General features: G+C 65.7%; 11 protein-coding genes. 7 read left to right on the forward strand and 4 right to left on the reverse strand.

Features of this window, described 5'->3' with window-relative positions:
* Nucleotides 1-54 precede the first annotated feature (54 nt).
* Together BMG00_RS13655 and BMG00_RS13660 are read right to left on the reverse strand one after the other, a co-directional pair.
* Nucleotides 55-1,356 (reverse strand): ABC transporter substrate-binding protein, encoded by a 1,302-nt coding sequence (locus BMG00_RS13655; RefSeq protein WP_078529603.1) that lies wholly within the window; start codon nt 1,354-1,356, stop codon nt 55-57.
* 90 nt (nt 1,357-1,446) lie between these two features.
* Complete coding sequence (locus tag BMG00_RS13660; RefSeq protein ID WP_078574717.1) at nt 1,447-2,526, reverse strand: LacI family DNA-binding transcriptional regulator; 1,080 nt, start codon at nt 2,524-2,526, stop codon at nt 1,447-1,449.
* 213 nt (nt 2,527-2,739) lie between these two features.
* Between BMG00_RS13660 and BMG00_RS13665 the strand changes: the two genes are divergently transcribed.
* The 3 genes from BMG00_RS13665 to BMG00_RS13675 all read left to right on the forward strand — a co-directional run bounded on the left by BMG00_RS13665 (nt 2,740) and on the right by BMG00_RS13675 (nt 5,896).
* Nucleotides 2,740-4,629, forward strand: coding sequence for an HWE histidine kinase domain-containing protein (locus BMG00_RS13665; RefSeq protein WP_078574718.1), 1,890 nt, complete (start codon nt 2,740-2,742; stop codon nt 4,627-4,629).
* Between the two features lie 9 nt (nt 4,630-4,638).
* Nucleotides 4,639-5,022 (forward strand): response regulator, encoded by a 384-nt coding sequence (locus BMG00_RS13670; protein WP_078574719.1) that lies wholly within the window; start codon nt 4,639-4,641, stop codon nt 5,020-5,022.
* 136 nt (nt 5,023-5,158) lie between these two features.
* The gene (locus BMG00_RS13675; RefSeq protein ID WP_146642656.1) at nt 5,159-5,896 is read left to right on the forward strand and encodes a COG3904 family protein; all 738 of its coding nucleotides are present in this window, start codon (nt 5,159-5,161) and stop codon (nt 5,894-5,896) included.
* Nucleotides 5,897-5,901: 5 nt separating this feature from the next.
* Here the strand turns inward: BMG00_RS13675 and BMG00_RS13680 are convergent, their stop codons facing one another.
* Complete coding sequence (locus BMG00_RS13680; protein WP_245795037.1) at nt 5,902-6,426, reverse strand: hypothetical protein; 525 nt, start codon at nt 6,424-6,426, stop codon at nt 5,902-5,904.
* The gene (locus BMG00_RS13685; RefSeq protein WP_211274146.1) at nt 6,413-7,117 is read right to left on the reverse strand and encodes a helix-turn-helix transcriptional regulator; all 705 of its coding nucleotides are present in this window, start codon (nt 7,115-7,117) and stop codon (nt 6,413-6,415) included. The genes BMG00_RS13680 and BMG00_RS13685 overlap by 14 nt, the downstream gene beginning before the upstream one ends.
* Before the next feature lie 682 nt (nt 7,118-7,799).
* On the opposite strand from BMG00_RS13685, the gene BMG00_RS17750 reads away from it, so the two are divergent.
* The 4 genes from BMG00_RS17750 (at nt 7,800) to BMG00_RS13705 (ending at nt 14,962) form a co-directional block, all read left to right on the forward strand.
* Nucleotides 7,800-9,185, forward strand: coding sequence for a hypothetical protein (locus tag BMG00_RS17750; RefSeq protein WP_211274139.1), 1,386 nt, complete (start codon nt 7,800-7,802; stop codon nt 9,183-9,185).
* Between the two features lie 175 nt (nt 9,186-9,360).
* Nucleotides 9,361-11,586: a hypothetical protein gene (locus tag BMG00_RS13695; protein WP_078574723.1), complete on the forward strand. Its 2,226-nt coding sequence runs from the start codon at nt 9,361-9,363 to the stop codon at nt 11,584-11,586.
* Between the two features lie 329 nt (nt 11,587-11,915).
* Entirely contained in the window at nt 11,916-13,625 is a 1,710-nt protein-coding gene (locus BMG00_RS13700; protein WP_245795038.1) for a type I secretion system permease/ATPase, read from the forward strand.
* Nucleotides 13,622-14,962: an HlyD family type I secretion periplasmic adaptor subunit gene (locus tag BMG00_RS13705; RefSeq protein WP_078529254.1), complete on the forward strand. Its 1,341-nt coding sequence runs from the start codon at nt 13,622-13,624 to the stop codon at nt 14,960-14,962. Before BMG00_RS13700 ends, BMG00_RS13705 begins: the two co-directional genes overlap by 4 nt.
* The last annotated feature ends 16 nt before the right edge of the window (nt 14,963-14,978 follow it).

The raw sequence follows: 14,978 nt of genomic DNA on the forward strand, positions 1-14,978 counted from the left end.
GGCGGGGCGGGGTCGGACAGGGCGCGCGCGCCCTGCCCTGTCACTCAAGCGCGATCAGTTGATCTTCGACAGCTCGTCATTCATCTTCGCGACCGCATCCTCGGCCGAGATGTTGCCGTCGAGATAGTCGCGCACGACGCGGTTGATCGACTGGGTGTTGAGCATCTTCGAGGCCAGCGCCAGCTGACCGTCGCTCACGCCCCAGCGCTGCGCGGTGTCGAGGCCCTTGGTGATCTCGTCGATCACGGCCGGATCGTAGAGATCCTTCAGCGGCGCCTTGCGATCCACGCCGACCGGAAGGGTCGCCCATTCGGTGGTGAACTTGGCCGGGTCCGCATCGGTGCCGCGACGGGTCGGGAACTTGCCCTCCGGCGCGATCGAAAGCGTCTGCCCATAGCCTTCGTTCATCGAGTAATCCACGAACTGCTCGGCCGCGTTCATGTCGGCATCGGTGGTGATCCCGAAATAGCGCATGTCGGCCCAGCTCGCCCCGTCGGGATTGTCCGGCCCGGCGATCTTGGTCACGACGCCGGTATCCTGCGCGAGCGCTTTCGAGGTGGGATCTCCGTCGATCATCGGCGGCGCGGAATCGCGCAGGCCCGCCAGTTCGTCGAGGATGAAGGGCGACCACATGATCATCGCCGCCTTGCCTGCGAAATACAGTTCGCGCGACTGCTTCCAGTAATTGTCGCCCGGAGGCGAGGCCTCGGCCAGCGTCTTGTAGAATTTCAGCGCGTCGACCGTCTTCTTCTCGTCGAGCGGCTTGAACCCGTCAGGCCCCACCGGCGAGACGCCATTGGCCAGGAAGATCTGTTCGAGCACCTGGCTCATGTAATTGTCGTCGACCTTGGTGGCCGCGACGAAGCCGTACATGTTCGGCGGATCGTTGAGCTTCTTCACCGCCGCTTCCATCGCGGCGAAGGTGGTCGGCGGCGCGAGGCCTTCCTTCTCGAAGATGTCCTTGCGGTACAGGATCATCTGCGTCCAGCCATCGACCGGAACGGCGGCATAATCGCCGTCGGTCTCGACCATGTTCAGCGCGCCGGGCGCGAAGGTCTTGGGATCGAGCTTGTCCACGACGTCGGTCGCGGCCCCGCTGTCGAGAATGCCCGCTTCGGTCCAGGGCAGCACGTTTTGCAGCGGCGTGTAGATCACGTCGGGCAGATCGCCGGCGGCGAAGGCGGCGGTGGCGCGGGTGTTGAGGTCGCTCTCGGTGACCGGGATCACCTCCACGTCGATGCCGGTCTTCGCCTTGAAGTCATCGGCCATCTTCTGCTGCTTGGCCAGACGTTCGGGCTGTTCCTCGGTGGTCCAGAACTTGATCGTCTCAGCCTTCACCGCGACCGCGCCGAGCATCAGCGCGGCGGCGGCGGTGCCCAGCAGGGGTGCCAGGCCGGTTCCACGGATAAGTTTCACTTATTTTCCTCCCGATTGGATAAGTTTGGCTTATGGGTTTGCGGGTGGCGGCCCGTCCGAGCCGCCGGGTTCGAGGCGCGCCTGGACCAGCTCTTGCAAACTGGCCGGGTCCGCGCCCCGCAATTGCGCGATGAGCAAAGCGGCGAGTCTTTCGCCCGCATGCCGACTGTCCACCGCGAAACTCGTGAGCGGCGGGTCGACCATCCGCCCCTCGGGAATGCCGTCATAGGAGATCACCGACAGCTCGCGCCCGATCCGCAGCCCGCGTTCGCGCGCCACGTCATAGGCGCCGAGCGCGGTGGCGTCGGTCGCGTAGAGTATGGCGGTCGGCGGATCGGGCAGATCGAGCAGATCACGCGCAGCCCGCGCCCCGCCCGCACGATCGCTGACCTCCATGATCTCGAGCGCGGGATCGAAGCCGATCCCGGCCTCGGCCAGTCCCGCCTGATAGCCCTCACGCCGCAGCACCGCGAAGTTATAGGCCGACGGCGGACCGACGAAACCGATCCGCTTGTGTCCCAACCCGACAAGACGCGCGACGGCGGCGCGCATCGCCGCGGCCCCGTCCACGTCATACCAGCTCAGATCCGGATCGGGCTTGCCGTGACCGACGCGGCCGAACAGCACGAAGGGCACATGCTTGGCGCGCAGGAACGCGACACGAGGATCCTCGACCATGGTGCGCGGCAGGATGAAGCCGTCGACCTTGTGCTCTTGCAGGAGCCGAGTGACGGTCGCCTCCATCTCCTCGCGCGAATTGGATGAGGCGACGGTCAGCGTCCAGCCTTCCAGCGTCGCCTCCTGCGTGATGCCACCGAGGAAATCCGCGAGGAACGGGCCGTAGCGGTCGGGCGCGTCGAGTTCGAGCACCAGACCCAGCGCGCGCACCCGCCCCGTGCGCACGGCCTGCGCGTAGGGCATCGGCGCATAGCCCATCTGCGCGGCCATCTCGGCCACGCGGCGGCGGGTCTCGGGTGCGATATCGGCATAATCGTTGAGCGCACGCGAAACGGTGCTCTTGGTCAACCCAAGCGCCTCGGCAAGATCAGAGATGCGCACCCTGCGGGCGGCGCCCCTGCCTTGCGAAACCGTGTCGCGAATCTCCTCCATGTCGGAAAGCTACGCGACCGAAACCGGTTTCGTAAAGCCGAAACTGGTTTCGGTGCGACAATTTCCCTCACCATCGCTTGTGCTGCAGCGCCGCAAAAAACACTCCAAAGGGGCGAAAAATGGTGGGACTTATGTCTTTCGACACTAGGTAAAATCCGGCATCTTCGTCATAGAGGTGTCCGCGAGTGTCTTTTGTGGAACGAGTGCTGCCCGATGAACGTCGACCTTCCCGAGGGGGAGAGCCCGCAGCTCTCCAAAGTCGCGGATCCGCAGCGGCTCAACGCCCTGCGACAGACGGGCCTGTTGGAGGCAGCGCCGGTTGCCGCGTTCCAGCGTGCGACGCGACTGGCGACGAAACTGATCGGCGCACCGGTCTCTCTGGTCTCGCTCATCGATGAAAACCGCCAGATCCTTGCCGGGCAGAGCGGCTTGAGCGCCCCCGGCGACGTGCCGCTCCTCGAGACGCCGCTGAGCCATTCCTTCTGCCGCTACGTGGTCGAGCGTGACCGCTCGCTGATCGTGCCCGACGCCCGCAAGGACCCGGAGTTGCGCGACAATGGCGCGGTCGAGGATCTGGGCGTGATCTCCTATCTCGGCGTGCCGCTGCGCACGACCGAGGGACATGTGTTGGGCTCGTTCTGCGTGCTCGGCCATGACCCGCGCGATTGGACCGAGGAGGAGCACGAGCTCGTCGCCGATATCGCAGCCGGAGTGGAGGCGGAAATCCGTCTGCGCCGCCAGCACATCATCTCGCGCCGCGAACAGGAGGTGTTCCGCGCCATTCTCGACCAGATGCCGGTGAGCGTGGCGCTGGCCGAGGTGGGCACGGGCCGCCTGGTCGATGTCAATTCCAGTGCGCGGGCGGTGATGGGCACGCAAAAGCCGAACAGCCCCTTCGCGCCGAAGCTGGAGATCTATGCCAGCGACGGACGTCGTTACGAGACGAAGGACCTGCCGCTCAGCCGCGCCGCCGTGTCGGGAGAGGTCATCACGGCCGAGGAAATCCGCATCGAACGCAGCGATGCCGCGCCGCGTGACCTCGTCGTTTCCGCACGCCGCATCGACAGCGATCCGCCGCTTGCGGTCTCGACCGCGCTTGACGTGACTGAACTCAACACCGCGCGTCGCGAGGCGGCCGAAAGCTACAAGCGCCTCGCGCATTTCCACGAGGTGACGCGCGACGGCATCGTCGAACTCGACCGCGAGGATCGCGTGCGCTTTGCCAATTCCGTGCTGCGCAAACGTTTCCGCGACACGGTGAGCGAAACGGTGGCGAGCGGCCTTATCGGTTCGGTGCTGTGGGAGAGCGCGCCGCATCTGCGCGGCTCGGCCTTCGAGGCGGCACTCGAGCGCGCGCGCGCGACGAGCGAGCCGCAAAGCACCGACCAGATGGGGCTCGATGAGCGGGTGCTCGAGGCCCGGATCTATCCCGATGGCGAGACGATGGTCGTCTATCTACGCGACGTGACCGACGAGCGGATGATGGCGCAGGCGCGCGACACGCTTACCCGTGAACTCAATCACCGCGTCAAGAACGCCTTCGCGATGATGTCGGGCCTGATCGGGATGACCGCGCGCCATGCCGCGAGCCCCGAGGCGATGGCCGCAGGTCTGCGATCCCGGATCACGGCGCTGGCGCGCGCGCATGAGCTGATCAGCCCGACCGCCACGATCGAGCGCGACTTCCGCGGCGCGGCGGATCTCGGCGCATTGATCGCGGTGGTGCTCTCGCCCTTCGTGGAGGCGACCGACAGTCGGCTCGACATCGGCGGGCCCGAGATCGTGCTGAACCATTCGGGCGCCACCAATCTCTCGCTGATTCTGCACGAGCTGGCGACGAATGCGGTGAAGTACGGCGCGCTCTCGCATGACGCGGGGCGGCTTGCGGTCAGCTGGTCGCTGACCCCCGAAGGCCAGCTGGAACTGCGCTGGGAAGAGAGCGGCCATCCGGGCGTTCTCTCACAACCCGGGCATAACGGCTTTGGCTCACGCCTGATCGATCTGACGGTGAACGGACAATTGCGTGGCTCCTATGGAACCGAATGGGCCCCCGAAGGGTTTAGATCCTGCATGACCGTGCCAATGGATCTGATAAAAGGGTGAGGTAAGCCCATGTACATGAGCAGCACGCGGCTGGAAGGCCGCCATGTCCTCGTTGTCGAGGACGAAATCTTCATCGCTTATGACATCGCTTACTCGATCGAGGAAGCGGGTGGAGTGGTGGAAGGACCAGTCGCCTCTCTCAGCCGCGCGCGCGTGTTGCTGGCGGATTCGGATTGCGCGATCGATGGCGCGATTCTCGACATGAACCTTCTCGACGGGCGGGCGGAGAGCCTTGTTCTCGAGCTGCACGAGCGCGACATCCCGCTGGTGGTGAATACCGCCGAGCCGTTGCCGCTCTCGTTCCAGTCGCAATTGCCCGACGTGCCGGTCTTTTCCAAACCGACGATGCCGGAAATGCTCACCGCCGCACTGCACGAGCAGATGACGCGCTGAGTGCCCCGGCGACAGCCCCGGACCTTCACCGATCGCTCGCGCAAGCGTGACCGGGTGCGACATTTCGGGCAGTCGCCGGAGCGGCGGGCGTCTCCCCATAGTTCCCGTCACCTTATGCGCCAAAGGGAGGTGACGCATGACCCGATCCCAGAACGATCCCCGTCCAGCGGGCGCGGCTACCCCGTTTCATACCGTGAACGGAATGCTTGCCGCGATCGGCCTCGTCGTATTCGGCTATGAGTTCGACAGCGGCAAAGGCCCCCGCCCCGAGACGCCGCAAGTGGCCGATGCAGCCGATCTCGCGAGCGGTCCCGACCCCGAGAGCGGCAGCACAGATGCGATGCCCGTTCATCTCGTGATCCGTGTCTCTGGTGACGAGATGAGCCTGCGCGGCCATATCGCGCCGGGCGATGCGGGGCGTGTCGCGCTGGAGATCGCGGCGCGGCGGCGCGCGGGCAGTCCGGTCGCGCGGGTCACGCTCGACAGTACGGGCGGCTCGCTGCATGACGCGATCCTGATCGGGCGGGTGCTGCGCAGCGCCGGCGTCACGACCGAGGTGCGCGACAACGACATCTGCTTTTCCGCCTGCCCCTATCTGTTCGCCGGTGGCGCGCAGCGGATCGTGCAGGCGAAGGCACGGCTTGGGGTGCATCAAAGCACGGATGCCGAACCAGATCGGGACCGGCAAAACCCGCGCAAGGCGCTGTCGGATCTGCAATCGAGCGAGGCGCGGGTGATCTCCTATCTCGACGAGATGGGCGTGGGTCCGGGCATGTTGCAGCCCGCGCTCGCGACCCCGCCCGACCGGATCCATGTGCTCAGCGCGGAGGAACTCTCGCGCTATCACCTGACCACCGGGCCGACCCGGGGCTGAGCGGCTCAGACCGGCAGACGATGGGCGGCGATGATCGACCAGATCTCGGCGTTGATCGCCTGCATTTCGGCTAATGCGGTCTCCATCTCGGCCAGCGTCGCACCATCGAGCACGCTTTCCTCTCCGATCCGCAGGCTGGATTTGCGATCGGCGATGCGCATCTGGATCGCGCGCACCGGGCCGCCGCCCGCGTCGAAGGCGTAGAGACAATGGTTGAAATGGTTGCGCAGCCCCGACACCTTCTTCATCCGCGCAGCGACGGCGAGGATGCGCGCCCGCGCGGTTTCAGGCAGCGGGCAGGCTTCACGCTTGGCGAGACGCTCCACGAGATCAAGGCGCGCCCGCGTCGTATTGAGCGTCAGGTGAATGATCACCGCCGCGTCCTTGTCCGTTCCCGCAAGCCCCGCGATCAAGTGGATCAGCAGGCTTTCGGTATTGGTCCAGGCATAATTGATCCGGCCCACCTGCATGAGGAAGGCGTCGAACTCGGGCGGCGGCACGCCGCCCAGGTGCGCTTCACGCCCCGCCACGGCGGTGATACCAGATCGCCGCTTCGGTCCGGTTCGACACGCCGAGCTTGCCGATGATGCGATGGATATGCAGCTTCACCGTATGCTCGGACAGGCTGAGCTGACCGGCGATGATCTTGTTGGGCTGGCCCGAGGCGAGCATACCCAGAACCTCTGCCTCGCGCGGGGTGAGCCCCGAGCGCGCGGCGACCTCATCAGGATCCATCGAGCCACGGCGCTCGGCGCCCGGCGGCTCTGCCGGACGACAGCGCAGGAGCGCGGGCGGGATGTAGTGCCCGCCCGAGACGATCATGCGCAGGCTGAGAAGCCAGGTCGTCAGGTTGAGGTTCATCGGCAGCAGGCTGATCTGCCGCGCAAGGATTCGCGCGCCGAAGCGATCCATCAGCGTCTCGCCGAAGCGGTCATCCTCGAAGGCGATGATCAGCTTGACCCGGTCGAGCAGCGGCGCGCGCTCCTCGGCCAGTTCCAGCAGCGCCTCGGCATGGGCCTCGTCGGCGACGAGCGTGCACAGCGCCCCCACTCCTTCGAAGTGTCCATCCGCCCCCAGCTCGCGCCGGAAGCTCTCGATATCGCCGATACGCAGGCTATGCGCAGGCGAGATCTCGGCCTCGACGGTACGCAGAACGGTATCGGAAAAGATTTGCGATGCGCCGAGAAAACAGATCGCGGCGTCGTCACGTCGACAGGACATGCTCACGCGCGCCCCCTCGGCATCGGTTTTGGATAATGCATTCATGGCGGCCCCCATTCCGACCAGGAATTCCCTCGTTATTTACGGCAGTCCCCACATTTGACCTGCCGATATAGACCCTAACATGGATCGTTTTCCCGGGCGTCATCCATTCGGATTACGCTACGGTAAGGAATCCCGCAGAGACCCATGGAAAGCGTGAAATCGGCGCGAATCGAAGGGAGAGTCGCGATTCGCCGCAATGCTGCATGGGCAGGGATAGCGGTCACGACATTTCACACCACCAGATCTGGAACGGGCCCGGTGCAAAATGCTGCAGGTGCAGCATAGGCGCGCGGCGTGGAGCGCCATCGCCGAACGGTCCGCCGCTGTGGAAAAAACCGCGCCGCTTCAAGTGCCTACAGGTTGGGTGAGGTGATTAGACCCATTTGCTAGCTAGGTCCGACTGGCGGTCGGGCGCAGGATGTTGGTGTCGCAGCTGGGGGCTGTGACGCGCCTTCTCTCGACGAAGCCCGACACGGGTAATCCAGTTTCGAATCAGTGAGATTCGGAGCCCGGGTTCGCTGTGCCGCGCGGTTTGGGAGCGGGTGCAAACCGGGGGCTCGCCCCCCAAACGCAACGGTTCGACCTACCCGTTTGAAACAGAGTGACGGGCTCGAACCAGACAACTGGGAGAGTAATCATGACCAGCAGACGTCAAACCACCATGGGAATGGATCATCACGACGACCACGATCATCACGACGATGATCACGGCACGCCGCCGACGGCGCCCGATCCGATCGAGACCCAAAGCCAGCAGCAACAGCAGCAGCAACAGCAGCAGGTGAAGAACGACAGCGAAAGCTCGTCTTCGGCCGACGCTGATGCCGGTGCGATCGCGGGCGCTGGCGCCATGGCCGGGGCCGGTGCCTATTCCGAAGGCAGCGACAACAAGAACATGGCCCACAACGACACCGACGTGAAGAACGGCTCGTATTCGGGCTCGAGCGCGGACAATGAGGTGAACATCTCAATCGACTTCCCCGATGACGGGATTTTCGGTGAGGACAATGACTTCGCCGATTTCGATCTGCACAACTCCTCGGTCGGCGACATGGTCATGGCCAACGGGAATATGAATTATTCCTACGAATATGACCCGGGCAACGACCTGAAGCTCGACGACATCCTCAACGATGCGCTCGGTGGCGAGGGCAACGATGTCGGGATGGTCAATGCGCTGTCGAACAACCTCGTCGACAACGACACCCTCAACAACCCCACGGTGAGCAACGCTGGTGCCGGGTTCCAGCAGATGGGCTCGATCACAGGCGGCACTGCCTCGGCTGAAGAGGGCATCTCGGCAAGCGGCGCCGATGGCGGCGAAGGGGCTGATGATGTCGATGCCGCAGGCGGCGGCGCCTTCTCGGGCGGCGGCATCTCGCTGGCCGGTGGCGGCATCTCGATCGCGGCGAGCGAGACCGAGGGCGAAGGCGGCGACGGGGCCGCGGGTCTTGGTCTGGGCGTCGGTCTCGGGCTCGGCCTGTCGGGCGCGGGTGCCGAAGACGGTGACGCTGAAGCCGAAACCGAAGGCGGTGGCGGCGGCGGTGGCTGGGGCTACTCGATGAAGCCGATGGGCCCGCCCTCGATGGATGATGGCGGCGGAAGCTCCATGGCGCATGACGGTGGCGCGGTCGCAAGCTCGCAAGGGCTCGGCCTCGGGCTCGGCATGGGCAAGGGCGTCGGCGGCGATGGCGGCGACGGGTCGGCCTGGTCCTCGACCGGGTCGAGCGCCTCGGGCGGCGGCGCCTGGTCCACGGGCGGCGCCTCGACCGGCGGCGCGGGCGGCTCCGTGAGCGCCATTGGCGGCGCGGGCGGCAACCTCGGCCAGTGGGGCTCGGGCAATGGCGATGACGGCATCGTCACCGGCCAGTCCTATGCCGATGCGAGCGCGGCGATCGACACCACCGCCTTCAACCAGTCGATCGTGATGGGCGCCAACATCCTCGGCAATGCCGTGGATACGACCATCGTCGGCGGGTCGATGTCCTCGACCTATATCGGCGACGACGACATGACGTCGTGACCTGACACTGGCGGCGCGCCTCTCGCGGGGCGCGCCGTCACCTTTTTTGCCCCCGGGTCCGGTCTCGCTCCGCATCCCGACCCGGCAGGCGCCAGACCGCACGCGGTCGCATCATCGGCGGAGCGAGAGATAACCCGGGCGCAGTACCGGGATCCGGGCAACCAGGGGGGTGGCTATGCTCGATCGCCAGACGGAAATCATCGCGCATTTCATCGGGGCCTTTAACCAGACCACCGAGAAGCTCGCAGCCCGACAGGATTACGACGCCTTCCGCGCGGCGCGACTGAGCGAGCCCGACGAGGGCAATTTGCTGAATGTCGAAATCCAGGTGTCCTCGGATTATTCGCTGGAAGACTACGGGCCGGGGCTGGCCTTCGATGCTCCCCCGCCCCTGCCGGCCGAAGCGCCCTGGCTGCCGGTGGCGCAGATGCCCGAGCGGATCCTGCCCGATCTGGGGCTCTTGCCACCGCCGGACTATGAGCAAACGCCCGAGATCGACCTGCCGGTGATGACTCTGCCGCCGAATTTCTACATGCTGCTCGATCCGCCCGGTTCGGTGGTCCAGATCACGGTGCAGATCAACACGCTGGTCGATCAGGACGTGTTGGTGAACCGGCCCTTCGAGATGCCGGTCGAACTGCTGGGCGCCTACGGGCCCGAGGCGAGCGCGGCAAAGCTGACGCTTCTGGCCGAGGCGGGTGATGCGCTGAGTGTGGCGACCCCCGAGCTTGGAACGAGTGCGGCGGCTCATGCCGGGATGCTGATCGAGGCGATGGATGCGCTTGATCCGCAGGCGTTCGGGGACGGGGTCGACGTGGCGCTGTTTCGCGCGAGCCCTATCCAGCCGGTGCCGGAGCCCGCATCCGGCGAAGACGCAGAGGCGCCGGAGACAGATCCGGCCCCACCCCTTCTCGGACCCGGTTTCGACGGCAGCCCGGTGATCAACGGCGTACTGGCCGAGTCCATCCCTGAGACGCTCAAGGAACGGCTCGAGGCGCGCGATGCCGAAGGCGAGACGGAAGACGAAACCGAAAACGCGGGCGACATCCCCGGTATCGTGGATGTCGAGGACGAGGCCGCAGGCACGGTCTCGGGCCAGAATGCGGAGCCTGCGCAGCTCGAATTCACACAGAGCCTTGAGACCGGCGACAATCTGGCCCTGAACCAGTATCAGGCGGCGCATGAATGGCTCGACGCCCCGGTGATCGCGGTCGCGGGCAGCGCGCTGTCGCTCAGCCTGATCTCGCAGGTCAACGTGATGCGCGATATGGATTTAGCGAACTCCTCGTCGGCGTCCTTCACAGCCACAGGCGCCCTTTCCTCCGATCCTGCCTCGCAGATGGTGAATGCGGCGAGCTTCACGCAGGAGGCCAATCCCGCGCAGTTTCTCGATCTCGATATTGCGGGCGGAGCGAAGATGGTGGGGCTCGTGCACATCGAGGGCGATGTGACGGTCGACAATCACATAACGCAGGTCAACGCGATCTCGGATGGCGATCTGGTGAGCTACGAGTTCGGCCCCTATCAGACCGAGATCACGATGGGCGGCAACTCTGCCGTCAACCTCGAGACGCTGATCGAGTATGGCATGAAATTCGACGTGATTCTGATCGGCGGCGATCTGATCGAGATCGCGCAGATCGAACAGATCAACGTGCTGCTCGACGACGATCTGACCCTCAGCGATCCGTCGATGGGGGACACGGCGGGCGGCGGCGCTCTGGTGCAAAGCCATGACAACCTGCTGTGGAACGAAGCTTCGCTGACCAAGATCGGGATCGATGCGCAGATGGAGATGAGCGCGCGCTTTCAGGCCACGCTCGACAAGCTCGCCGGTCTCGCCGAGGGCGAGAGCGGGGCGACCCCGAGCGGGGCGGCCTTCGACGCGGTCAAGGAACTGTTCGACGATCCGCTTCTGGCCGGGCTGGACGCGTTGCGGGTGCTCTGGATCGAGGGCGACCTGATCATTCGCGACACGCTCACCCAGATCAACCTGATCGACGATGCCGATCTCGTGTCGGTGGGCGGCGGCGGGCCGGAGGGGATCGGGGTCGAGACCGGCGACAATATCCTCGGCAATGTCGCGGGGCTGACGGTGGCCGGTGTCGACAGCACGATCATGGCGGGCGACGGGGTCTATTCCGACGCGGTGATCTGGCAGGCGGGGATGCTGGACGAGGGGCCGCCCGGTCTGGGGATCGGCAACGGGCCCGAAAACGGGCTCGGCCATGGCAACGGCAACGGGGCGCTGGCCTCCGAGGCGGTGGTCTTTCTCGCCGACGGCATGATCGAGGCGCAACCGAATTACGACGACGAGGATTTCCAGACGGGTCCGGGGGCCCATGGCGTAGCCAATGGGGCGGGTACGTCGCTGGATGCATTGCACGGCGTTCTGGCCTGATCAGGCTGGGCGCATCCGAAACGGGGGAATGACGGATGCAGGACGAGAGGGCGGGGGCAACCCCGAAGGAAAGCGCGCGCGCAGAGCGTGTGGCGCAGTTAGAGGATAGGCAAGCGGAGCCCGCCAGCGCGCAGGGCGAGATTGCAACCGAGACCCGGGAGGGGGCGGCGCAATCCGTTACCTCGGCCCGGACGGAGGGTGGTGCGGACACTTTCCAGGAGGCACGTGTCCCCGCGCAAAAAGCCTCTGGCTCCCCACCCGCACCGCCCTCCACTCCACACTTCCACAAACGGCTGGGACCGGCCGATTACACCCGCACGCTGGGCGAGATGAAACGCAGGCTGCGGGCGAACCTCGCCTTCGTGGTGCTGATGACCTGCGCGACGAATATCCTTGTGCTCGCGGTGCCGATCTACCTGTTCCAGATCTCGGACCGGGTCTTCACCTCGCGCTCCACCGATACGCTGGTGATGCTGACGATCGTGATCGGCGGGGCAATCGTTGTGCAGACGCTTCTCGATGCGGTGCGACGCCTCGTGCTGATGCGCTCGGCGGTGGATGTGGCCGCGCGGCTGGGCGCGCCGGTCCTGTCGGCGGCGGCGCAGGCCTCGCTGCATTCCAACGGGCGCGAATATCAGGTGCTGGGCGATCTGGGAGCGCTGCGCAGCTTTCTGGTCTCCGGGACGCTGCTGTCCTTTCTCGACGTGCCGTTCGCACCGATCTTCGTGCTCGCGGTCTTCCTGATCCATCCGCATCTGGGCACCATCGTGGTGGTCACGGCACTGCTGCTGATGGTCTTTGCCTGGATCAACCAGCGCATCACCTCGGACGGGTTCCGGCGCGCCAATATCGCGCAGACCAAGGCGAACCTTCACCTCGAGTCGATGTCGCGCAACAGCCAGATCATCAACGCGATGGCGATGATCCCCGAGGCGGTGGCGATCTGGGGGCGCGACACCGCAGCCTCGCTGCGCGCGCAGACCGAGGCGCAGGATCGCAACGTCGTCACCGCCTCGGCCTCGCGGATGTTTCGGCTCTTCACCCAGATCGGGATGCTCGGCTGGGGCGCCTATCTCGCACTCGACGGGCAGCTGACGGGCGGCATGGTGATCGCGGCCTCGATCGTCGCGGGCCGCGCTCTGGCACCGATCGAAGGGGCGATCGAGGGCTGGAATTCGTTTCTGCTCGCGCGTGGAGCCTATGACCGGGTGGGCCACCTGCTTGCCGGCGCGAAAAGCCGCAACGACAAGCTGCGCCTGCCGAAAGTGGAAGGGCGGCTGGACGTCGAGCGTCTCCTTTATGTGCCCCAAGGTACGAAACATGTGGTGCTCAATGCGCTGACCTTCTCGCTGGCCCCCGGTGATCAGCTCGCGATCATCGGCAATTCCGGGGCGGGCAAGACGACGCTGGGCAAGATGCTGGTGGGCTCGATCCTGCCGACCTCCGGCGCGGTGCGGCTCGACCTGATGGATATTCGCAACTGGGATCCGCGCCAGTTCGGCGAGTGCATCGGCTACCTGCCGCAGGACGTGCAGCTGTTTCCCGGCACGATCAAGCAGAACATCGCCCGGATGCGCGAGGATGCGAGCGATGCCGCAATTCACCGCGCGGCCGCCCTGGCCGATGTGCATGAGATGATCGCGGGGCTGCCGCAGGGCTACGAGACTGTGGTCGCCGCCGATGGCTCGCCGCTGTCTGGCGGACAGAAACAGCGGATCGGCCTGGCGCGCGCCTTCTTTGGCGATCCGAAATTCGTGGTGCTCGACGAGCCGAATTCCAACCTCGACACGGCGGGAGACGCCGCGCTGGTGCGCGCGCTGGGGCATGCGAAAGCGAGCGGGATCACGGTGGTCGTGGTCACGCAAAAACCGTCTCTGCTGAGTGCCGTGGACAAGATCATGCTGCTCGCCGACGGCAATATCGCGATGTTCGGCTGGCGCGACCAGATGCTCGCCGAACTGGAGCGGCGCAAGCGCTCGCAGGCGGGACAGGTACAACAGCGGCCCGGTGCCGCGCCCTTGCAAGGAGCCCCGGCATGAGCATGCAGTTGACCAATGACGGCGCGCCCGAGTGGTTTGCCGAAGTGCCGCGCTCGATCCGCGGGCTGGTGCTGACGGGGCTCGCGATCTTCGCGCTGGCCTTCGGAGGGTTCGGCGTCTGGGCCTTCACCGCGCCGCTGGCCGCCGCCGTAATGGCGCCGGGTTCCTTCGTGGCGACGGGCCGCAACAAGATGATCCAGCACCTCGAGGGCGGGATCATCAAGGAAATCCACGTCTCCGAGGGCGATTTCGTCACCGCGGGTCAGCCGCTGATGCGTCTGGACGAGACCTCGGCGCTGGCCAATGAGCGCGCTCTGTTCCTGCGCCGTGCGCGGCTTGAGGCGATGGAGGCGCGGATCCTGGCCGAGTATGACGGCTGGCGCGCGCTGGTCTTTCCCGACTGGCTGAGCGAGGCGCGCCGCGATCCCGAAATCGCCGCGATGATGGACTCGCAACAGCTGTCCTTCGACGTGACGAAAGCGCGGGTGCAAAGCGAGCTCGACCTGCTTTCACGCAACATCTCGGCGATGGAGAGCCGCGCCGATGGTTACCGCGCCCAGCTGACCGCGACGAAGGCGCAACATGCGCTGCTGAGCGAGGATCACGAGAGCAAGGCCCAGCTTTTCGAAAGCGGGCTGATCCGGCGCACCGAACTCAATGCGCTGCGCCGTGCGCTCGCGGATGCCGAGGGACAGATCGGGCGGCTTCACGCAGAGGTCGCCGAGAGCGAGGAGATGCGCGCGAAATACGAGGCGCAGAAGACCCAGACGATCGAGACCCATCGTCAGGCCGCGCTCGATGAGCTGGAAAGCGTGCAGGCCGAACTCGATTCCGTGCGTGAACAGGAGCGCAAGGCGAACTCCGTCCTCAAGCGCGTGGTGATCGACAGCCCCGTTTCGGGCACGGTGGTGCGGCTGAACTATTCGGGCGTCGGCGGCGTGGTCGAGGCAGGCAAGGTGATTGCCGAGATCCTGCCCTCGGAAGCGCCGCTGATCATCGAGACGATGATCGCACGCACCGATATCGACGCAGTGAAGGTGGGTCAGGCGGCCTCGGTGCGGCTTTCGGCGCTCAACCAGCGCACCACGCCGATCCTGACCGGCGAGGTCTATTACATCTCGGCCGATGCCATCGTGGAGCGCTCGGGCGATCAGCCGCGCGAGGTCTATCTCGCCCGGATCCGCCTTCCCGCCTCCGAGCTGCGGCGCGTTCCGGGCTTCGCACCGATGCCCGGGATGCCGGTCGAGGTGATGATCCAGACGGCCTCGCGCAGCTTCGCGCAATACATAGCGAAACCGGTGGTCGACTCGATGAATCGGGCCTTCCGGGAGCATTGAGACTGGGCGTCACGCG

Source organism: Thioclava marina, assembly GCF_002020135.1.
GTDB classification, from domain to species: Bacteria; Pseudomonadota; Alphaproteobacteria; order Rhodobacterales; family Rhodobacteraceae; genus Thioclava; species Thioclava marina.